Source organism: Flavobacterium sp. ALD4, assembly GCF_002836475.1.
Classification (GTDB): domain Bacteria; phylum Bacteroidota; class Bacteroidia; order Flavobacteriales; family Flavobacteriaceae; genus Flavobacterium.
Genome location: NZ_PJBJ01000030.1, coordinates 728,043 through 747,688, shown reverse-complemented (window position 1 = coordinate 747,688; position 19,646 = coordinate 728,043). Strand labels below are relative to the sequence as shown.

General features: G+C 35.8%; 21 protein-coding genes. 11 read left to right on the top strand and 10 right to left on the bottom strand.

The features are described 5' to 3' along the window. Nucleotides 1-2 precede the first annotated feature (2 nt). Nucleotides 3-767 carry a type 1 glutamine amidotransferase domain-containing protein gene (locus tag CXF59_RS11960; RefSeq protein ID WP_198554692.1) on the bottom strand — a complete coding sequence of 255 codons (765 nt, stop codon included), beginning with the start codon at nt 765-767 and terminating at the stop codon, nt 3-5. Nucleotides 768-853: 86 nt separating this feature from the next. Here CXF59_RS11960 and CXF59_RS11955 point away from each other — a divergent pair, with 86 nt between their 5' ends. Next, complete coding sequence (locus CXF59_RS11955) at nt 854-1,750, top strand: LysR family transcriptional regulator (RefSeq protein WP_101137989.1); 897 nt, start codon at nt 854-856, stop codon at nt 1,748-1,750. Here CXF59_RS11955 and nadD read toward each other — a convergent pair whose 3' ends face one another. From nadD to CXF59_RS11930, 5 genes are all read right to left on the bottom strand, one after another. Continuing rightward, the gene (nadD, locus tag CXF59_RS11950) at nt 1,751-2,332 is read right to left on the bottom strand and encodes a nicotinate (nicotinamide) nucleotide adenylyltransferase (protein WP_101137988.1); all 582 of its coding nucleotides are present in this window, start codon (nt 2,330-2,332) and stop codon (nt 1,751-1,753) included. Nucleotides 2,333-2,443: 111 nt separating this feature from the next. Continuing rightward, nucleotides 2,444-3,019: a guanylate kinase gene (gmk, locus tag CXF59_RS11945; RefSeq protein ID WP_101137987.1), complete on the bottom strand. Its 576-nt coding sequence runs from the start codon at nt 3,017-3,019 to the stop codon at nt 2,444-2,446. A 106-nt stretch (nt 3,020-3,125) separates the two neighbouring features. Further along, nucleotides 3,126-3,986, bottom strand: coding sequence for a YicC/YloC family endoribonuclease (locus tag CXF59_RS11940; protein ID WP_101137986.1), 861 nt, complete (start codon nt 3,984-3,986; stop codon nt 3,126-3,128). A gap of 119 nt (nt 3,987-4,105) precedes the next feature. Next, nucleotides 4,106-4,987 (bottom strand): DMT family transporter, encoded by an 882-nt coding sequence (locus tag CXF59_RS11935; RefSeq protein WP_101137985.1) that lies wholly within the window; start codon nt 4,985-4,987, stop codon nt 4,106-4,108. Continuing rightward, nucleotides 4,980-5,336, bottom strand: coding sequence for an arsenate reductase family protein (locus CXF59_RS11930; protein WP_101138540.1), 357 nt, complete (start codon nt 5,334-5,336; stop codon nt 4,980-4,982). The genes CXF59_RS11935 and CXF59_RS11930 overlap by 8 nt, the downstream gene beginning before the upstream one ends. 166 nt (nt 5,337-5,502) lie before the next feature. Between CXF59_RS11930 and CXF59_RS11925 the strand changes: the two genes are divergently transcribed. Further along, a complete protein-coding gene (locus CXF59_RS11925) occupies nt 5,503-5,958 on the top strand; it encodes a DinB family protein (RefSeq protein WP_101138541.1) in 456 nt (151 codons plus the stop codon). 46 nt (nt 5,959-6,004) lie between these two features. On the opposite strand, the gene CXF59_RS11920 is transcribed toward CXF59_RS11925, so the two are convergent. Beyond that, the gene (locus tag CXF59_RS11920) at nt 6,005-6,184 is read right to left on the bottom strand and encodes a hypothetical protein (RefSeq protein WP_101137984.1); all 180 of its coding nucleotides are present in this window, start codon (nt 6,182-6,184) and stop codon (nt 6,005-6,007) included. A 59-nt stretch (nt 6,185-6,243) separates the two neighbouring features. Continuing rightward, entirely contained in the window at nt 6,244-6,987 is a 744-nt protein-coding gene (locus CXF59_RS11915) for a DUF3298 and DUF4163 domain-containing protein (protein ID WP_198554691.1), read from the bottom strand. 104 nt (nt 6,988-7,091) lie between these two features. On the opposite strand from CXF59_RS11915, the gene CXF59_RS11910 reads away from it, so the two are divergent. Then, nucleotides 7,092-8,234 (top strand): cystathionine gamma-synthase, encoded by a 1,143-nt coding sequence (locus CXF59_RS11910; RefSeq protein WP_101137983.1) that lies wholly within the window; start codon nt 7,092-7,094, stop codon nt 8,232-8,234. A gap of 96 nt (nt 8,235-8,330) precedes the next feature. Here CXF59_RS11910 and CXF59_RS11905 read toward each other — a convergent pair whose 3' ends face one another. Next, nucleotides 8,331-9,134 (bottom strand): glutamate dehydrogenase, encoded by an 804-nt coding sequence (locus CXF59_RS11905; RefSeq protein WP_101137982.1) that lies wholly within the window; start codon nt 9,132-9,134, stop codon nt 8,331-8,333. Between the two features lie 276 nt (nt 9,135-9,410). On the opposite strand from CXF59_RS11905, the gene gdhA reads away from it, so the two are divergent. The 8 genes from gdhA (at nt 9,411) to CXF59_RS11860 (ending at nt 19,371) form a co-directional block, all read left to right on the top strand. Next, nucleotides 9,411-10,754, top strand: coding sequence for an NADP-specific glutamate dehydrogenase (gene gdhA / locus CXF59_RS11900; RefSeq protein ID WP_101137981.1), 1,344 nt, complete (start codon nt 9,411-9,413; stop codon nt 10,752-10,754). Nucleotides 10,755-10,935: 181 nt separating this feature from the next. Further along, on the top strand, nt 10,936-13,179 hold the full coding sequence (locus tag CXF59_RS11895; RefSeq protein ID WP_101138538.1) for a T9SS type A sorting domain-containing protein: 2,244 nt from the start codon (nt 10,936-10,938) through the stop codon (nt 13,177-13,179). A 13-nt stretch (nt 13,180-13,192) separates the two neighbouring features. Further along, entirely contained in the window at nt 13,193-13,906 is a 714-nt protein-coding gene (gene recO, locus CXF59_RS11890; RefSeq protein WP_101137980.1) for a DNA repair protein RecO, read from the top strand. Nucleotides 13,907-14,223: 317 nt separating this feature from the next. Next, a complete protein-coding gene (locus CXF59_RS11880; RefSeq protein WP_101137978.1) occupies nt 14,224-14,475 on the top strand; it encodes a hypothetical protein in 252 nt (83 codons plus the stop codon). After that, the gene (locus CXF59_RS11875; protein ID WP_101137977.1) at nt 14,465-14,668 is read left to right on the top strand and encodes a helix-turn-helix transcriptional regulator; all 204 of its coding nucleotides are present in this window, start codon (nt 14,465-14,467) and stop codon (nt 14,666-14,668) included. Before CXF59_RS11880 ends, CXF59_RS11875 begins: the two co-directional genes overlap by 11 nt. A 137-nt stretch (nt 14,669-14,805) precedes the next feature. Further along, the gene (gene ileS, locus CXF59_RS11870; protein ID WP_101138537.1) at nt 14,806-18,270 is read left to right on the top strand and encodes an isoleucine--tRNA ligase; all 3,465 of its coding nucleotides are present in this window, start codon (nt 14,806-14,808) and stop codon (nt 18,268-18,270) included. Nucleotides 18,271-18,273: 3 nt separating this feature from the next. Continuing rightward, nucleotides 18,274-18,654, top strand: a complete 381-nt coding sequence (locus CXF59_RS11865; RefSeq protein WP_101137976.1) for a TraR/DksA C4-type zinc finger protein — start codon at nt 18,274-18,276, stop codon at nt 18,652-18,654. A gap of 117 nt (nt 18,655-18,771) precedes the next feature. Then, nucleotides 18,772-19,371, top strand: a complete 600-nt coding sequence (locus tag CXF59_RS11860; RefSeq protein ID WP_101137975.1) for a lipoprotein signal peptidase — start codon at nt 18,772-18,774, stop codon at nt 19,369-19,371. Between the two features lie 57 nt (nt 19,372-19,428). Here the strand turns inward: CXF59_RS11860 and CXF59_RS11855 are convergent, their stop codons facing one another. Continuing rightward, nucleotides 19,429-19,626, bottom strand: coding sequence for a hypothetical protein (locus tag CXF59_RS11855; RefSeq protein WP_101137974.1), 198 nt, complete (start codon nt 19,624-19,626; stop codon nt 19,429-19,431). Between the last annotated feature and the right edge of the window lie 20 nt (nt 19,627-19,646).

Sequence of the window (19,646 nt, the reverse complement as noted above, 5' to 3'; positions counted from 1 at the left end):
GCTTATTTTTTTGAGTTTAATTGGTGCAATAGTTTTTCAGCAACTAATTTAGAAGAAGCTGGGTTTTGACCTGTAATCAATAAACCATCTTCTACTGCATATGGATGCCAATCTTCTATTGATGAATAGGTAGCGCCGTTTGCTTGTAAAGCATCTTCTAATAAGAATGGAACAACATCTGTTAAACCTACTGCTGCTTCTTCAGCATTAGAAAAGCCAGTCAGCTTCTTTCCTTTCACTAAGAACTCTCCGTTCACTTTTACATTTTTAAGCGCTGCAGGTGAATGGCAAACAAATGCTACCGGTTTTTCGTTAGTATAGAAAGCGGCAATTAAATCAATTGAATTTTTGTTCGTCGCTAAATCCCATAACGGTCCATGACCCCCTGGATAAAATACAGCATCATAATCAGACTCTTTTACATCAGCTAATTTGTGTGTGATTTTTAATTTAGCTTGTAATTCAGTGTCTTTGTCAAATCTTTTTGTGTCCTCGGTCGCTGCAGATGGATCTTCACTTTTTGGATCGATAGGAGGTTGACCTCCTTTTGGGGTTGCAATGTCAATAATCACTCCCTTATCTGCTAACTCATAATATGGAGCTGCAAATTCTTCTGTCCAAAACCCTGTTTTTTCTCCTGTGTTCCCTAATTCTGAGTGACTAGTTAGAACGAATAATACTTTTTTCATATCTCTTTTATTTTGTGCAGTTGTATCTAGACAGCCTGCGGTTAATGCTATAATGGCAAATAATGCTACTTTTTTCATGTTTTAATTTCTTTGTACAAATTTACGGCGAATATGTTATTAGTAAAAATAATTTAAATTATGTTTGTAATAAATATATTTATATCATGGTTAATTTAGAATGGTACAGAACGTTTAAATCCGTTTATAAAAACGGAAACTTTTCATTAGCGGCTAAAGAGCTGTTTATTAGTCAGCCGGCTGTAAGTCAGCAGATGTCAATGCTGGAGGCGCATGTTGGTTATAAATTATTTAACAGAAAATCCAAAGGGGTCGAGCCAACGGAATATGCTAAGTTACTCAATAATTTAATCATTGAAGCTTTGGACCGACTAGAAAATGTTGAGAATGGTTTCCGAGCTAAAGCTGTGAATACGAACCAATTAATTTCTGTAGGAATTTCCCAGCACCTGTTCAGCAGTGTAGGCTGTTCGTTGCTTTCGAAATTTGATTATATTGACTTTAGTTTTCATGAAAACGAAATGCTTTTCGAATTGGTCGATAGCAAAAAACTAAATTTTGCGATTGTCACTAAAAAGTATGACACTTTTGATACCGTCCAGAAAAAGGTGGGAGATATCAAACAAATTATCGTTGGATCATCGAATATTGATGCTGCAGAAGTGAAATCCAAAATCAAAGTCAAAGAGTTCACGGAAGTGGAGCATTGGTTAAACAAGCAAAAATGGTACAATCATGATTCAGGCATTCCGCATGTAAAATTATTTTGGCTGTACGTTTTTAATAAAAAGAGGCCTTCTATGATTTCCAATTTTATTATCCCTTCTGAATATGAAATGCTGGAAGCGCTTTCAAAAAATACTGGGGTTGCGGTAGTCTGGAATTGTAATGCCAGGCCATTTATTCAGGATAAAAAACTGCAAATAGTGTGGGACAGCAAGCAAATGCCCAGCACAGAAGTCTTCTTGTTATCGGGTAAAAATGATAATCTTATTAACGCTTTTCAAGAGATTGAGACAGAGTTAAAGATTGTGCTGGAGTGATTATTTCTTGTAAAAATTATTATGGTCAATATATTCCCACACCTTAGCCGGTAAAAGAGGCTGAATATTTTTTCCCTCCTTAATGTTGTTTCTAATAAAAGTAGATGAAATCTCGACTATGGGAGCGTCAATCAAATGCACTTTTGGGTGATTTTTTAAATCTAGAATTTCAGCTTCAGATGAAATTCGAGGATAGACATAGATGGCGTGGTTTTCTAAAATGACCTCATAATTTTTCCACTTGTACAAGGATTTTAAGTTGTCTTCTCCCATAATTAACGAAAATTCATGATTCGGGAATTTCTCTTCTAGGTGAACCAGAGTATTTACCGTATAATTAGGCTGCGACAATTTGAATTCAATATCGGAGGGTTTCAATTTTGGGAAATCTTCGGTGGCAAGGTGCGCCATTTGCAGACGATGGTAGTCATCAAGCAAGGTGCTTTTTTTCTTGAAAGGGTTATGTGGCGTAACAACTAACCAAACCTGGTCTAAGTCTGAATTTTCAGCCATGTGATTGGCAATGATCAGGTGCCCAACGTGAATGGGGTTGAAAGTTCCGAAATATAGTCCTATTTTCATAAATATTTTGTTTCACAGAGATTCACAAAGTTTTCGCCAAGACGCATGAAGTACTTTACAAACTTTTTGTGGATCTCTCCTTACTGTTCTTTGTGAATCTTTGTGTAATAACTATTTGGTTACATAATCTTTCACTAATCGATACGCTTCTTCTTTGGCGGTATCTAGATCATAATTTTTTATGATAGTGTCAAACTGCGGGGCAGTGGCTAACTCAACGGAAGCTTTAGCGATTCGCATATTGATTTTATCTTCACTTTCAGTAGAGCGTTCTTTCAGTCTTCTTTTCAATTCATCTACGCTGGGCGGTTTTACGAAAACAGCGAGTGTTTCTTCTGGGAATTTATGTTTAATACGGAGTCCGCCAACGACATCAATATCAAATATCACATTTTTCCCTTTGGCCCAGATGCGGTCTACTTCGCTTTTTAAAGTTCCGTAGAAATTGTCTCTGTATACTTCTTCCCATTCCAGAAAGTCGTCATTCTTGATGTGTTGTTTGAATTCTTTAGTAGACATGAAATAATAATCTTTTCCAGTTGCTTCTTCACCTCTTGGTTCGCGGGAAGCTGCTGAAATCGAGAATTCTAAATTCAAATCTTCTTTACTTAATAAATGTCTTACTATCGTCGTTTTTCCGGATCCCGAAGGTGCCGAAAACACGATTAATTTTCCTCTTTTGCTCATTGTAGTGTTGTTATTCTTTTCTACTAGGTTTTTAAAACCTTGTAGGTGTAATTTAATAAAAGGTTGTAAAAACAGACCTAATAAAGCTAGTCGCTACAAGTGAATATTATAGCACATTTAAAACCTGTTCCTTAATTTTTTCTAATTCGTCTTTCATCTGAACGACTAATTTCTGCATTTGTGCATGATTGGATTTAGACCCCATGGTATTAATTTCACGACCCATTTCTTGGGTAATGAAACCTAGTTTTCTCCCGTTAGCTTCTGTTCCGTTTAGGGTATCCAAGAAATAATCCAGGTGATTTGTTAAACGTACTTTCTCTTCGGTTATATCTAGTTTCTCTAAATAATATATTAATTCTTGTTCAAAACGATTTTCATCGACATTTACTTTCAACTCATCAATAGCAGTTTGTAAACGGTCTTTTATAGCCTTAACGCGTTCCGGATCCAATGCTAAAGTTTCAGTCATGTACTGACGAATGTTTCCTATTCGCAATTGAAATTCTTTTTCTAATGAAAGTCCTTCATCTCTTCTAAAAGTCTTAATGTTATTCAAACTTTCTTCGATCACGACTTTAATTTGTGCCCAATCATTTTCATCAATTTCATCGCGCTCAATTTTCATTGCGTCAGGCATTCTTACTGCCATTTTCATCAATTCTGTTTGATCTGCATCTGCATCAATTTCTTTTAATTGATTGATGTATGCTTTCACGATTGGCACATTCACTTTAGTAGTAGTTTGTTCAGCGGTGCTTTCGATAAAAATAGAAAAATCTACTTTTCCTCTTTCTAGTGCTGAAGCAATTTGAGTACGTAAACCCAATTCCATTTCGCGGTAAAGGGAAGGCATTCTCACATTCAAATCTAAACCTTTACTGTTTAAGGATTTTACTTCTACTGTTATTTTTTTTGTTGGTAATTGAATAGTTGCTTTACCAAAACCTGTCATTGATTGTATCATATAATTTTCTAAAAGAGTTCAAAGGTAATAAAAAGTATTCAGTGTTCCGTTTTTAGCGGTAGTCGCAGTTTTTGATAGAACTCTTTCTAACATCATTAACAGTGAGCATGGAGCATAAATTAATTTCTCTTCTGTGTCACCAAATAAACACCCACAAATATCAAAATTGCCGATAGTGTTTTCACCAGATTTAATTCATCTTTGCCTAAGCCAATGGCGAATACCGTGGCAAAAACCGGTTGGAGATAAATAAAAACAGCAACGGTTGTTGGTTTTAATTCTTTCATCGTAAGCAGGTTCAACAAATAGGTGATAAAGGTGGAGATCACCACCACGAATCCTATTTTCCAATAGACCAATGTGGGTACCACTGCCCAGTCAGCTGCTTCAAATTGGCTCCAGCCAAAAGGCAGGACCATTAAAAATCCGAATAAATAGATCCATTTCACAAAGGTGAAGGCATTGTATTTATCCATCAATTTCTTTACGATTATCAGGTAAAAACCGTAAGACACGGCATTTATTAAGACCAGCATATTACCGAGGCTCGCGTTTGTGGCGCTGCCGATTGATCGGCCGTATAATATAAGAGATCCCGTGCCTATTAACCCTAGAATAATACCCGTAACCATGCGTTTTCGCATGCGTTCTTTCATGATAATTGCCGAAAGAATTAACACAATCATTGGGGTGGTAACCATAATCACGGATGCCGAAATAGGGGAAGTAAGGCTTAATCCCTTAAAAAATGTAAGCATGTTAAAAGCGACACCAAAGAATGCGGCAGCAATAATCCGTGGAAAATCGTTGAGGGCTATTTTTTCCTTTGGCATAAACAACCAGGACAGCCAAAACAAAAGCATAGCGCCACTTACCCTTAGCAAAATAAAACCATAAGCATCAATGTACTTTGGCATTACATCTTTTGCTATGGTGAAAGTCACCCCATAAATTACGGAAACAATAGTAGCACCAAACAGCGCAACATTCCTTTTAGACATTAGCCAATGCTTTCATTACTTGAAGCATGTTTTGTTGGGTTCCGCCAACGTAAACGCCATTTTCAATGACAAAAACAGGTCGGCTCAAAAAAGTATAATGCTCTAAAATGTAATTTTTATAGTCTTCTTCGGTCAAGGACTTGTCCTTTAAATTCATAGACTTATACAACTGGGCTTTTTTGCTGAACAACGCTTCATAACTTCCTGAAAGTTGGTACATTTCCTCTAGTTCCTCTGTTGTAAGTGGATCTTGTTTGATGTCACGAAATACAAGGTCATTGCCCTTTGGTAACGATTTTATAATTTTTCGACAGGTATCGCAGGAAGCGATATAGTATATTTTATTCATATGTTGGTATTTATTGTTTTTACTGACCATCTGTAATTGGTGCATCATCATTGGCCTTTGCAACTACTTTATGACAATGCTCATTTCATAATAAACTTCATTTTCTTTGTGCAAAGAAAATTCATTTGAGATGGAAAATGATTATTTTTATAAAAAAATTAGAAAAATGCAAGAAACATTAGAACTTACCAGAACAAGCAGGAAAATAGTATCTCAAATGCTGGCGGGGTATACTTTGGAACAATTGAATAAAATTCCGGAAGGATACAATAATAACTTAATCTGGAATATTGCCCATATCGTTGTCGTTCAGCAGATGTTGGTTTACAAATTATCGGGAATGCCTATGATGATTTCAGACGAAATGGTCGAGAAATATAAAAAAGGAACCAAGCCAGAACATATTGTGACTCAAGCCGAGGTCGATGAAATCCAAACATTACTTATGGAAACAATCAATCAAACCGAAACCGATTTACAAAATAAAAATTTCACTAATTATCAGGAATACCCAACATCTGCAGGGATTGTACTAAAAAGCGCTTCAGAGGCGATGGCTTTCAACGACTTTCACGAAGGGTTGCACATTGGAATTATAATGAGTATTCGTAAGTTTATTTAAGGGGATTAGTATTAGGAGCTAATCCCGCTTTTCGATACAACCTCCTTCATTCCACTGTTTTTTTCAATGCTATAAAAGGAGCTTCCTCCGGTCGCTCTTTTCTGCCAGAAAAAAAAAGGATGGAGTGCACGAGGGTTTCCACTTCTATCGGGGCTAAAGGCTTTGTGGGAGTTTCAAGATTTGGGTATTCATAAAACCGAACAACACCTATTACAACCTTTTTCAAAGTTCGAAACTTTGACAAAGGTTGTAATAGGTGTCTAAACCTAGGGTTTAAAAGGCAAACTACTTAATCAATAAATACTCATTGACTTCTGTATAGGACAACAACAATTCTTTCGTCCCGTCGGCATAGGAGGCGGTTTCGTATGGATTGTAAAATAAAAGCAATCCTTTATCGGTATAAAATATGTTTTGCGGCAAATGAAAAGTGTTATTTTCAAACAGCAGTCCTGTTGCGTTAATCGATTCGTTTTTTGGGATTTTATATTTGTTTCTGAATTTCTTTTCGGCGAAAGCTCTAAAGGCATTCCGATCCTTGAACAATTGATGTTGTAAAATTGTTTTTCCTGTTTTGGGGTCAAACAGTAAGGAACGTAGCCCTTGATACCCATGAGCACCCCCAGTGTAGGTGTAGTGCTTGATTTCTATATTGATAATGTTCTCAGACAGGTATTTTACTTTACCTTCAATTTCAGCTTCCCATCCAAAAGAATCTTTTGGAAAATCTTTTTGCAGTTTCTCGTACGAATCTATGAATGAGCTGACTAGCCCCTTGTAATCGGTCGGGACATAAGGCTTTTCTCCAAAGTACACAATCTCTTTCAAAACAGAGAATATTTTTTTATTGATGCTGTCGGCCACGATTGGGACGTCTTTGGCAATAGGAATTTGCACACTGATATGAGGGCAATGGTCCTTGCAGGCCAAACTTGTTTTCTTTTCAAAAGACTGATTTTCAAAAACTAGTTCTTTTTCACAACGTGCCAACAGAAAGAATAAAGAGGCAAAAAGGATGTAATTTTTCATCTCAAAAAAGTGTTAATTAAAGACAAAGGTAGCAACTTGTTGCTTCCTAAGAATAAATTAATGGGTAAGTTTGTGTAGCAAGGAAAAACTGAAAATAAAACCATATGAAATTCAATACTAAAACAATACACGGCGGGCAACATCACGATCCAAGTACAGGGGCTGTTATGCCTCCCATATATCAAACAACTACATTCGCACAAACAAGTCCGGGGCAGCCTATTGGGGACTATGAATACAGCAGAACTGCAAATCCTACAAGAACCGCTTTAGAAAATGCACTAGCAAGTATCGAGAATGGAGCAAGAGGATTGGCTTTTTCATCGGGATTGGCGGCAACAGATTGTTTGATGCGAGGATTGAAAGCAGGTGATGAAGTTATTGCTATGGATGACTTGTACGGAGGAACTTACAGATTGTTTACAAAAATATATAAAGATTCAGGTATAGTATTCCATTTTGTAGATATGAATGACATGGAAAAGTTCAAGTCATTAATTAATGAAAACACCAAATTAGTTTGGGTCGAAACGCCAACCAATCCGATGATGAAATTGGTAGATATTGTAGCAATTGCTAAAATCACTAAGGCCAATAAAGTGCTTTTTGCTGTTGATAATACTTTTGCAACGCCGTATTTGCAGAATCCATTGGATTTAGGGGCGGATATCGTTATGCACTCAGCAACAAAATACCTTGCAGGACATTCTGATGTTATGGCAGGCGCTTTGATTATGAAAGATGCAGAATTAGGGAAACAAATGCATTTTCAACAATTTGCTACCGGAGCGATATTGGGACCTATGGATAGCTTTTTAGTGCTGAGAGGAATAAAAACATTGCATTTAAGAATGCAAAGACATTGCGAAAATGGAGAGAAAATTGCTCAATTTTTGAATAATAATCCAAAAGTCAAAACCGTCTATTATCCAGGACTGCCAAGTGATCCCTTTCATGAAATTGCTAAAAACCAAATGCGTGGTTTTGGAGGAATGGTTTCTTTCAATTTCGTCTCCGGTAAAAAAGAAGATGCAATTAATTTTCTTGAAAAAATAAAGCTGTTTACTCTCGCAGAATCTTTAGGTGGAGTAGAGTCACTGGCAAACTATTCGGTAATGATGGCACACGCATCGATTCCGGAAGATAAAAGAAAAGAAATTGGAATCACAGATGATTTAGTTCGTTTGAGCGTAGGTATCGAAGATGCAGATGATTTAATAGACGATTTAAAAAGAGCATTAGCATAAATAGCTTAGTACCTTCCTCTTTCTTTGAGAGTAATAATCCATAAAAAAGCCCAATTCTAAATCTTAGAATTGGGCTTTTCTATAAAATTTTCAGGCCTATTGCAGGTAGTAGATATAACCAACATTAAGCCAGACTAACCAGTCGTTGGCTTTATTCTCTTTGTAAATCTCAGGATTTGGATTTAAACCATCTACCCAATTGGAAAAAAAATATTGAAATCTCAAATCAATCATTAAGTCCCTTAATGGGCTTAATTTATAACGGGTTCCTACACTGGAAACAACTGACCAAACTGTACCCCCCTCTGTAGAAAAACCATAAGGGCGATTGTCAGTTGGGGTTAAGTATTTTGGGAATGTAGTTATTGGTGTACCTAAAGGGCCTAATGTGGAATAGGCTTTGGCGTTATAGTAACTGAATTGACCTCCAAGACTTATAAACGGCCCCAAACTACCCGTTCTCGCAGTGAAATCTCGTATACTGAAAGGGAAATATTCTAATTGTACACCTATATTAGTAACTGCTGTGCTTCCTTTCATTGCTCGCAGTTGCTTTGCGCCAAGACTGTTACGCTCAGGGGATACCCACTCTCCAAAATGTTCTAAATCAGTTTTATTATAGGAGAGTTCACTACGTAGTTTAAAGTGGTCATTAAAATAAGTGTCAGGAGTATAACAGTTACATTCTGCTTCATAGGAAAAATTGATATAATGAATAATCCCGATTCCTAGACCCGTATTCCCTGCATTTGTATTTAGGTTATACCGCTGTCCGTAATCCGATTGAAAAGCCACAGGTCCGGCTATTATGCCTACTTCATGCGAAAAGCCGAATTGCGCATTTGCATTGAATGAAAAACCCAATAGAACAAATAAAAAGGGAGCAACGTGTTTGAGCATTTTTTGTTAAAATTTCAAGTCCTTACAAATATATAAAAAACATCATTCATCCATTAAAAATAAATTTTAAAATAAATAATTAAAAGCTGAATTGCATAAGAAAAGTACAACGTTTTTCAGTAATTCACAACTTCAAAAGCTAATTTTTTATGGAATTAGTATTGAAAAGATAATTCGCCAAGATATAGTTAAATAGTATTAAGAGGTAATCTTAGAAAACGTATATTTGCAACCACTAACGAAAACGTTTTCTTAAACGTTAATAATCTAATAATCATGTCACAAAGTATAACTACTTTTATTGAAGAGGTTACAAAAAGAAACCCAAACGAGCCAGAATTCTTACAGGCAGTTTTAGAAGTTGCTGAAACAGTAATTCCTTTCATTGAAGAAAATAAAAAATACCAAAACAAAATGCTTTTGGAAAGAATGGTTGAGTCTGACCGAATCATTACTTTTCGCGTAGCTTGGATTGACGATAAAGGAGCTACTCAAGTAAACAGAGGTTATCGCATACAAATGAATTCCGCTATCGGACCATATAAAGGAGGACTTCGTTTTCATCCTTCTGTAAATTTAAGTATTTTAAAATTTTTAGCATTCGAGCAAACTTTTAAAAATAGCTTAACCACATTGCCAATGGGTGGTGGAAAAGGGGGTGCTGATTTTGATCCTAAAGGTAAATCAGATAATGAAGTAATGCGTTTTTGTCAAAGTTTCATGACTGAATTGTCCAGGCACATTGGTTCAAATACGGATGTACCTGCTGGAGATATCGGTGTTGGAGGAAGAGAAGTTGGATTTATGTTTGGTCAATATAAAAGACTGAGAAATGAATTTACAGGAATTTTAACGGGTAAGGGACTTTCTTTCGGGGGTTCATTAATAAGACCCGAAGCTACCGGGTACGGAAACGTATACTTCGCTCAAAGTATGTTGGAAACTAAGGGGAGTAGTTTCGCAGGTAAAACAGTTGTTGTTTCAGGTTCTGGAAATGTTGCTCAATATTCTACTGAAAAAGCAACTCAATTAGGTGGTAAAGTAGTTACTATGTCAGATTCGGCTGGGTACATCTACGATGCTGAAGGGATTGATGCTGAAAAGTTAGCTTTTGTAATGGAGCTTAAAAATGAATTAAGAGGAAGAATTAGCGAGTATGTTGAGAAATATCCAAACGCTAAATATATCGCGGGAAAACGCCCATGGGAAGTAAAATGTGATGTTGCATTACCTTGTGCAACTCAAAACGAATTGAACGAAGAGGAAGCTAAAACTTTAGTAGCAAACGGATGTATTTGTGTGGCTGAAGGGGCTAACATGCCAACTATGCCAGACGCAGTTATTGTGTTCCAGAAAGCAAAATTATTGTTTGCTCCAGGAAAAGCAGCAAATGCAGGGGGTGTTGCAACTTCAGGATTAGAAATGTCTCAAAACTCATTGAGATTGAGCTGGACATCTGAAGAGGTAGATCAAAAATTAAAAGAAATTATGCTTAATATTCATTCTTCATGTGTGAAGTACGGTTCTGATTCAAATGGATATGTTGACTACGTAAAGGGGGCAAATATTGCTGGTTTTGTAAAAGTGGCTGACGCTATGCTTGCTCAAGGAGTGGTATAAATCTTTTTTTAAATAAATTGAATGCCTTCTACCATTCCGATATTCCGGGATTGAGTAGAAGGCATTTTTTTTGGTTATACCAAAAACCGAATACTTTGGTTTGTGTTATATTTGTGAATCATAAGTACCCTATTTAATGAAAATAATATTTTATAGCTTTCTGATTTTTTTAATCTCACAAATGGGATTTTCCCAAAATAACTTGCTGTGGCAGGGCTATTTTTCATACAATGATATTAAGGATGTTTCTGTCTCATCTACCACAATTTTTGCTGCCTCAGAAAACGCTTTGTTTTCTAAAAACACGACCGATAACCAAATCAAAACTACCAATACTATTGATGGGCTTTCAGGCCAGACAATCAGCGCCCTTTATTACAGTGCCGTTTTTGATAAAACACTGGTAGGTTATGAAAACGGCCTTATAGTCGTGATTAACGAAGCTGATGGCGCCATGTTGAAAGTAGTTGATATTATCAATAAGCAACTTCCTGCAAATAGGAAAAAAGTGAATCATTTCACGGAATTTGATGGGGTTGTTTATATTTCCTGTGATTTTGGTATTGTGCAATTTAATTTAAAGAGTATGCTTTTTGGCGATACTTATTTCATCGGGGATGCTGGTACAGAAATAAGTGTTAGACAAACAGCCATTCATAATGGTTTTATTTATGCCGCCACAAATAACGGCGTCCGAAGTGCTTCCATTATAAATAAAAATTTAAATGATTACAAGCAATGGGTTAGGAGTGCGTCTGGTAGTTGGTCTGGCATAGAAGCCTTTGCTGCGGAGTTGATTGCAGTTAGCGATTCCGGAAATATAAATAAATACGACACCAGTACAAATTCTTTTATCGAGTTTTCGACATTACCAGATTCTGCTCTCGACATCCGCGCAACTGGGAATTATTTAATCGTAACTACCGCTGCCAGTGTCTATGTCTATGGTGAACAATTAAGTTTAGTACGTCAAATAAACAACGTTCAAGTTACGGGTTATAGTCCTGTTTTTACTTGTGCGACTAGTATTAACGATGTAATTTACATTGGTACAAAAGAAAATGGTTTACTAACTACTACAATTGTCATGGTTTCTGCTTTTGAAAACACAACACCCATGGGACCTTTGCGAAACAATATTTTTGCCTTTCAGGCTACCTCAAGTTCCTTGTGGGCAGTCTACGGAGACTATGATGTTTCTTATAATCCGTATGATTTAGATAGTTACGGCATCAGTAAATTCAGTAAAAACGGATGGTTAAATATCCCGTACACCTCTGTTTTAGGCGCGAAATCAATATGTAGAATAACCGTGAACCCTAATAAAGAGGATGAAGTATATGCCAGTTCTTTCTTTTCGGGATTATTAAAAATAGAAGCGGACAAACCTACATTTTTATATAGTCAAACCAACAGCGGCTTAGAGTCATTAACATTTGTGGGTCCAAACTATTTTGATGTTCGAATAAATGGGGCGGCATTTGATAAATCAGGAAATCTTTGGGTGACGAACAGTAGGGTGAAAAACGGATTAAAAGTGGTAAAAACGGATGGGCAGTGGCAGCGTTTTTCGACTGATAATATATTAGATTCTAGTGAAGATAATAGTTTTGGTAGAATGGTCATTGATAAAAATAGTACAAAATGGATGGCAACAAATAGAGACGGTGTTGTAGGTTTTAACGAAAGTAGTAATACTTTTAAAAGAATCACAATAGGTACGGATACTGGAAATTTACCGGCTTCAGATGTTAGAGCCCTCGCTGTAGATAACAGAAATCAATTGTGGATAGGTACAATAAAAGGTCTGCGCATATTGTCCAATGTGGGGAGTTTTCAAACAGGGAGTCAGCTTACGGCTAATCCTATAATTATATTAGATGATAATCTTGCTCAAGAATTACTTTATGAGCAATTTATCACAGATATTGCCGTGGATGGAGCAAACAATAAATGGATAGGTACCGCAGATTCCGGATTGTTTCTGGTGTCGCCAAACGGTCAGGAAACTAAGTATCATTTTACGATAAATAATTCTCCTTTGCCCAGTAACGTTATTAATGACATTGATATAAACAATGTAACTGGCGAAGTTTTTATAGCCACAGCCAAGGGAATGATTTCGTTTAAAGGAATCGCTACAAAAGCTAGTGAAGATTTAACGAATGTTTATGTGTATCCAAATCCAGTTCGACCTGAATATGACGGAACGGTAAAAATTGCGGGATTAATCAATAGGGCCAATGTAAAAATCACCGATATTGCTGGTAATTTAGTATATGAAGCTATTTCAGAAGGTGGCACAATGGAATGGGATACTACTGCTTTTGGGAAATATAAGGTGGCTTCGGGGGTATATATGATTTTTATATCGGCGCAAGACGGAGTGGAAACTAAAGTTAAAAAAGTAATGATCATCCGTTAAATTTTAAACACGCATGCAAGTTAAAACAAAAGCGATAGTTCTTTCGTCGATAAAATTTCAGGAAAAAAGTTTGATAGTAAAATGCTTTACCCAATCTCATGGATTAAAGTCCTATTTTGTTAGGGATGCCTTTTCAGGACGAAAATCCAATCAGAAAATAGCTTATTTCCAACCCTTAACAATCCTAGAAATAGAGGCCGTTCATAAGAACAAAGGCACATTAGAGAATTTTAAAGAGATAAAAGTCAGCACTCCTTTCCAGACCATACACACTAATATTTATAAAAGTACTATTGTCATGTTTGTTTCTGAAGTTTTACATCATTCAATACGTGAAGAGGAAAAAAACGAATCACTTTTTGACTTTCTAGAAGCGGCTTTGCTTTGGCTGGACAATCACGATGAAATGGCTAATTTTCATTTGATTTTGATGCTGGAGATTACAAAATATCTAGGGTTTTATCCTGACACCTCTGATATGGATATGCCTTTTTTTGAAATGACTGAGGGTGTTTTTACTCCCTTTCACGCTATTAGTTCTTTGAGTGAGCATGAGAGTAATTTGTTTAAAAAACTAATTACTTTGCGCTTTGATACCGATCAAAAGATTTTTCACGTTATCGAAAGACAGCTGCTATTAAAAATATTGATTAATTATTATCGACATCATCTCGATGGATTCAAGAAACCAAAATCGTTGGATGTTTTAAAAGAGATTTTTTCATAAAGTTAAAATTTTTTCGAAAAACAATTTTCGTCTTAAAAAGTAAAGTATGTTTCTTTTTAAATCAAGTTTGTTGTTCTTTAAGAAAAGCAAACTTTAATTGTTTTGCTTGTGAAAATAAAATCAGAACAAGAAGAGGCTATTGAAAAAATCGATAAAATTAACGGCTACCAGCTTCCAAATAAATTTAAAATAATTGGCTTAGTATTGTTTATTAGTTCAATCATTTTAGTTTTCATTATTTCAATCTATTTGGGGAGCTTGAACACCAAGATTTATTTCACAGAATCGCTTGGACTTTTGCAGTTTTAAGGTTAATTGTGATTTCAATTTCAAAAGAAAAAATAGAAGATGAATTAATTGCAAAAACCCGAATGCAATCCTATAACTATACTGTAATAGAAGCGGTACTCATAAATTTGATGATGCCATTTATTAATTATGCCTTTGTGTTTGCTTTTTCATCAGCGCCAAGAATGGAAGGTAATAAAGATATTCCTCTTTTAGCATTTTTGCTGACTATGCAGATTCTTACTTTTAGGTCGTTAAAAAAAGCGTACAATGAAGAATAAGCTAAAAATTGAACGGGCCATTTTAAATATTACGCAAGAGCAACTGGCAGAGAAAATAGGCGTTTCTAGGCAAACAATAAACTCAATTGAAACAAATCGTTTTGTACCGTCAACGTTATTAGCCTTAAAATTATCATTGTTATTTGGGAAATCTGTAAATGAATTTTTTGAGTTAGATGATAGTGAAAAATAGTAACTAAAAGATGGGGTTTATAAGAAATTGTAGTGATTAAATCGTGTCGATAAACAAAATCGGTGTCAATTCGTGAAATTTTCGTTTAATTATTGAAAATTCCTTACTTTCGCATTTCGATTAAAGAAAAGGATAAAATGAGCACAAAATTTACTGAATACAAAGGACTTGACTTACCAACAGTAGCATCAGAAGTACTTGATTTTTGGAAGAAAGAAAACATATTTGAGCAAAGTGTAGCTACACGTGAAGGGAACCCCCCTTTCGTATTTTTTGAAGGTCCGCCTTCGGCAAATGGATTACCGGGAATTCACCATGTAATGGCACGTGCTATTAAAGATATTTTTTGCAGATATAAAACACAAAAAGGATTCCAAGTGAAGCGTAAAGCGGGTTGGGATACGCACGGATTACCGGTGGAATTAGGTACCGAGAAAGAATTAGGTATTACAAAAGAAGATATAGGAAAGTCTATTTCCATCGAGGAATATAACGAGGCTTGTAAAAAAACCGTAATGCGTTATACTGATGTATGGAATGATCTGACTGAGAAAATGGGGTACTGGGTTGATATGGAAGATCCATACGTGACTTATAAACCTAAATATATGGAAACGGTTTGGTGGTTGCTTAAACAAATCTATAATAAAGATTTGATGTACAAAGGCTACACCATTCAGCCATATTCTCCAAAAGCAGGAACAGGATTGAGTTCTCACGAAGTGAATCAGCCAGGAAGTTACCGTGATGTAACGGATACGACTGTTGTAGCCCAATTTAAAGTTTTAGAATCATCAAGAGAACAATTATGTTCGAAGTTTTATGATTACATCAGTTCAAAAAATCTACAACATTATAAAGCATCAGTTTTAGACCTTGATGAGATTTATTTCCTCGCTTGGACAACAACCCCTTGGACTTTGCCATCTAATACTGCATTGACTGTCGGTCCAAAAATCGATTATGTTTTAGTAAAAACGTTCAATCAATATACCTTTTCTTTAACGAATTTGATTTTGGCTAAGAATTTAGTTGGCAAACAATTCGGGAAAGGATTTTATGAAAGTAAAGATCTAACTGATTTTGAAAATTTCAAAGAAGGAGACAAGAAAATTCCATACCAAGTACTTGCTGAATGTAAAGGAGCGGATTTAGTTGGAATCAAATACGAACAATTAATGCCATTAGTACTCCCGTATCAAAATGCTGAAAATGCTTTTAGAGTAATTTCAGGAGATTTTGTTACAATTGAGGATGGAACAGGAATCGTTCACACGTCACCTACTTTTGGTGCAGATGATGCAAAAGTAGCGAAAGAGGCAGTGCCTGAAATTCCGCCAATGTTAGTTCTTGATGCCTATGGCACTCCAGTTCCATTAGTTGATTTACAAGGGAAGTTTACCTCGCACGTAGGTGAGTATGCCGGTAAATATGTAAAAAACGAATATTATAATGCTGGTGAAGCACCAGAACGCTCTGTTGATGTTGAGATTGCAATTCGTTTAAAAGAAGAAAATAAAGCATTTAAGGTGGAGAAATATGTCCATAGTTATCCACATTGCTGGAGAACGGACAAGCCAATCCTATACTATCCTTTAGACTCTTGGTTTATAAAAATCACGGAGGTCAGAGACAGAATGTTTGAGTTAAACGAAACGATTAATTGGAAGCCAAAATCGACAGGAGAAGGCCGTTTTGGGAATTGGATTAAAAATGCCAATGATTGGAATCTATCCCGTTCTAGGTTTTGGGGGATCCCATTGCCAATATGGAGAACAGAAGACAAACAGGAGGAAGTTTTAATAGGTTCGATAGGAGAATTATACAACGAAATAGAAAAGTCAATTCAGGCCGGATTTCAAAAAGAAAACCCTTTTAAAGGATTCGAAATTGGAAATATGGATGACGACAATTATGATTTAGTTGACTTGCATAAAAACGTAGTTGATGAAATCACTTTAGTATCTGCTTCTGGAAAACCAATGAAGCGTGAAGCGGATTTGATTGATGTGTGGTTTGACAGTGGTTCTATGCCGTATGCACAATGGCACTATCCTTTTGAAAATAAGGATAAAATTGACGCGAATAAAGATTTTCCGGGAGATTTCATTGCTGAAGGTGTGGATCAGACTCGTGGATGGTTCTATACGCTACATGCAATTGCGACGTTAGTTTTTGATAAAGTAGCCTATAAAAATGTAGTTTCAAATGGACTGGTTCTGGATAAAAATGGACAAAAAATGTCTAAGCGTTTAGGGAATGCAGCAGATCCTTTTGAAACATTAGCAGAGTATGGGCCGGATGCCACAAGATGGTACATGATATCGAATGCAAATCCTTGGGATAATTTAAAATTTGACCTTGAAGGAATTGCTGAGGTCCGTAGAAAATTCTTTGGTACCCTTTACAATACCTACTCGTTCTTTAGTTTGTATGCTAACATCGACGGATTTAAGTATGAGGAGGATGAAATTCCATTAAAGGAACGACCTGAAATCGATCAATGGATCATTTCAGAATTGAATACCTTGATAAAGGACGTAGATGGTTTTTATACTGACTATGAACCGACAAAAGCTGCTCGTGCTATTTCTGATTTCGTACAGGAAAACTTGAGTAACTGGTACGTTAGATTGTGTAGAAGACGTTTCTGGAAAGGAGAATATGCACAGGATAAAATTGCAGCCTATCAAACGTTGTATACCTGCCTATTAACAGTAAGCAAATTAGGAGCGCCTATCGCACCTTTCTTTATGGATAAGCTTTACAGAGACTTAACTCTGACAACGCAATCAGAAAAATTTGACAGTGTACATTTGTCTGAGTTTCCAAAGTACGTTGAAAACTTTGTTAATAAATCATTAGAAAGTAAAATGCAGAAGGCACAAACTATCTCGTCATTAGTTTTATCACTCCGTAAAAAGGAAATGATTAAGGTACGTCAGCCTCTGCAAAAGGTAATGATTCCAGTACTTGACGAGAAACAGAGGCTTGAAATTGAAGCAGTTTCCGACCTTATAAAAGCAGAGGTAAACGTTAAAGAAATCCTATTTTTAGATGATGCCTCTGGGGTTTTAGTGAAGCAAATTAAGCCTAATTTTAAGACTTTGGGGCCCCGCTTCGGAAAAGATATGGGATTGATTTCCAAAGAGATACAGGGTTTTTCTCCTGATAAAATCAATCAGTTGGAAGGCGATGGGACATTAGAATTAGTTATTGGAGGAAAAAGCATAACTTTAACAATAGAAGATGTAGAAATTTCGTCCCAAGATATTGAAGGATGGTTGGTTGCTAATTCAAACGGAATAACGGTAGCACTTGATATAGTCATTTCTCCGGAATTGAAAAAGGAAGGAATTGCAAGGGAGTTAGTCAACAGAATTCAAAATATCAGAAAGGATTCGGGATTTGAAGTGACGGATAAAATCAAAGTACATTTGCAAAAAAATGATACTCTGGAAGAGGCAGTAAAAGGGAATGTGGAATATATTAAATCAGAAACACTAACAGAAGAATTGGTTTTTGTAGATAATATCCATGACGGTACTGAAATAGAATTTGACGAGATAAAAACAATAATAATAATAATAACAAATAAATAGATTATGGTAGAGGCACCAACAAGATACTCTGACGCTGATTTGGCAGAGTTCAAACAGATAATTTTGAATAAAATACAAAAAGCACAATTAGACTTAGACTTGATTAAGAGTGCTTACATGAATGATTTGAACAATGGAACTGACGACACATCACCTACATTCAAAGCATTTGAAGAAGGCAGTGAATCTATGTCTAAAGAAGCGAACTCACAATTAGCGATCCGTCAGGAGAAGTTTATCCGTGATTTAAAAAATGCATTATTCCGTGTAGAGAATAAAACATACGGTGTATGTAGAGTTACAGGTAAACTAATTAGCAAAGAGCGACTGAAAATTGTTCCTCATGCGACCATGAGTATAGAGGCTAAAAACTCGCAACGATAAGAAATTTAAAATTTCAATAGTAAAATTCCAAATTCCAATAATAAGTTATAAAATTATTGGGATTTGGAATTTAATTTTTAGAATTTAACTACTTTTGCCCCACTTAAAATTTATAAAATGTCATTACGAAAATCGTATCTACTTATCTTCATAATATTAATCGTTGATCAAGTTTCGAAAATATATGTAAAAACTAATTTTGTATTAGGAGAAGAAGTGGAAGTTTTCAAATGGTTCAAAGTTCTGTTCATTGAAAATGAAGGAATGGCATGGGGTACTGAAATTCCTGGGACATACGGTAAATTATTTCTAACTCTATTTAGACTTGTTGCTGTTGGTGGAATTGGGTACTGGTTGTGGGATTCGGTAGAAAGGAAACACAGTTCAAATTACTTGGTTGTAGCTATCGCATTAATACTTGCAGGAGCTTTCGGTAACATAATAGACTCTGTTTTTTATGGTGTAATTTTTGACGATAGCCACTCTCAATTGGCTACACTATTTTCAGAACAGCCCTATGGCACCTATTTTCACGGTAAAGTAGTCGATATGTTTTATTTTCCGTTTTGGCATGGAAACCTGCCTGATTGGTTGCCTCTTTGGGGCGGGAGAGATTTCACCTTCTTTAATGCCGTTTTCAATATCGCCGATATGGCCATTTCCACAGGTGTAGGAATATTGATATTTTTCAACAAAAAAGCTTTTCATAAAAGTTAGTATTAAAAACTCAGATAAAAAAAAAGACCAATTCAGATTCTGAATTGGTCTTTTTTTTTATCTTTTATTATGCCCTGGTGCATAATTTTTGGCGCTTTTATCTCCATGAATTTTTTTTGCTTGTCCTGGAGGAATCTTTTTCGCTTTATAATTAGAGCGGTGTGTGGTTGTCCTGAAACTGCAACTTGACAATGATATGGTAAACAGAATAACCAGAAGGGTTACGGCAAATTTTGAAGCTTTAATAACTTTCATAATTTAAAATATTTTTAGGA

Coding starts and splice junctions, on each gene's coding strand:
- CXF59_RS11855 (WP_101137974.1), bottom strand. CDS start 19,626: ATGAAAGTTATTAAAGCTTCAAAATTTGCCGTAACCCTTCTGGTTATT.
- CXF59_RS11860 (WP_101137975.1), top strand. CDS start 18,772: ATGTCATTACGAAAATCGTATCTACTTATCTTCATAATATTAATCGTT.
- gmk (WP_101137987.1), bottom strand. CDS start 3,019: ATGAGCAAAAGAGGAAAATTAATCGTGTTTTCGGCACCTTCGGGATCC.
- CXF59_RS11960 (WP_198554692.1), bottom strand. CDS start 767: ATGAAAAAAGTAGCATTATTTGCCATTATAGCATTAACCGCAGGCTGT.
- CXF59_RS11875 (WP_101137977.1), top strand. CDS start 14,465: ATGAAGAATAAGCTAAAAATTGAACGGGCCATTTTAAATATTACGCAA.
- CXF59_RS11895 (WP_101138538.1), top strand. CDS start 10,936: ATGGGATTTTCCCAAAATAACTTGCTGTGGCAGGGCTATTTTTCATAC.
- recO (WP_101137980.1), top strand. CDS start 13,193: ATGCAAGTTAAAACAAAAGCGATAGTTCTTTCGTCGATAAAATTTCAG.
- CXF59_RS11955 (WP_101137989.1), top strand. CDS start 854: ATGGTTAATTTAGAATGGTACAGAACGTTTAAATCCGTTTATAAAAAC.
- CXF59_RS11910 (WP_101137983.1), top strand. CDS start 7,092: ATGAAATTCAATACTAAAACAATACACGGCGGGCAACATCACGATCCA.
- ileS (WP_101138537.1), top strand. CDS start 14,806: ATGAGCACAAAATTTACTGAATACAAAGGACTTGACTTACCAACAGTA.
- nadD (WP_101137988.1), bottom strand. CDS start 2,332: ATGAAAATAGGACTATATTTCGGAACTTTCAACCCCATTCACGTTGGG.
- CXF59_RS11940 (WP_101137986.1), bottom strand. CDS start 3,986: ATGATACAATCAATGACAGGTTTTGGTAAAGCAACTATTCAATTACCA.
- CXF59_RS11930 (WP_101138540.1), bottom strand. CDS start 5,336: ATGAATAAAATATACTATATCGCTTCCTGCGATACCTGTCGAAAAATT.
- CXF59_RS11915 (WP_198554691.1), bottom strand. CDS start 6,987: ATGAAAAATTACATCCTTTTTGCCTCTTTATTCTTTCTGTTGGCACGT.
- CXF59_RS11935 (WP_101137985.1), bottom strand. CDS start 4,987: ATGTCTAAAAGGAATGTTGCGCTGTTTGGTGCTACTATTGTTTCCGTA.
- CXF59_RS11865 (WP_101137976.1), top strand. CDS start 18,274: ATGGTAGAGGCACCAACAAGATACTCTGACGCTGATTTGGCAGAGTTC.
- gdhA (WP_101137981.1), top strand. CDS start 9,411: ATGTCACAAAGTATAACTACTTTTATTGAAGAGGTTACAAAAAGAAAC.
- CXF59_RS11925 (WP_101138541.1), top strand. CDS start 5,503: ATGCAAGAAACATTAGAACTTACCAGAACAAGCAGGAAAATAGTATCT.
- CXF59_RS11905 (WP_101137982.1), bottom strand. CDS start 9,134: ATGCTCAAACACGTTGCTCCCTTTTTATTTGTTCTATTGGGTTTTTCA.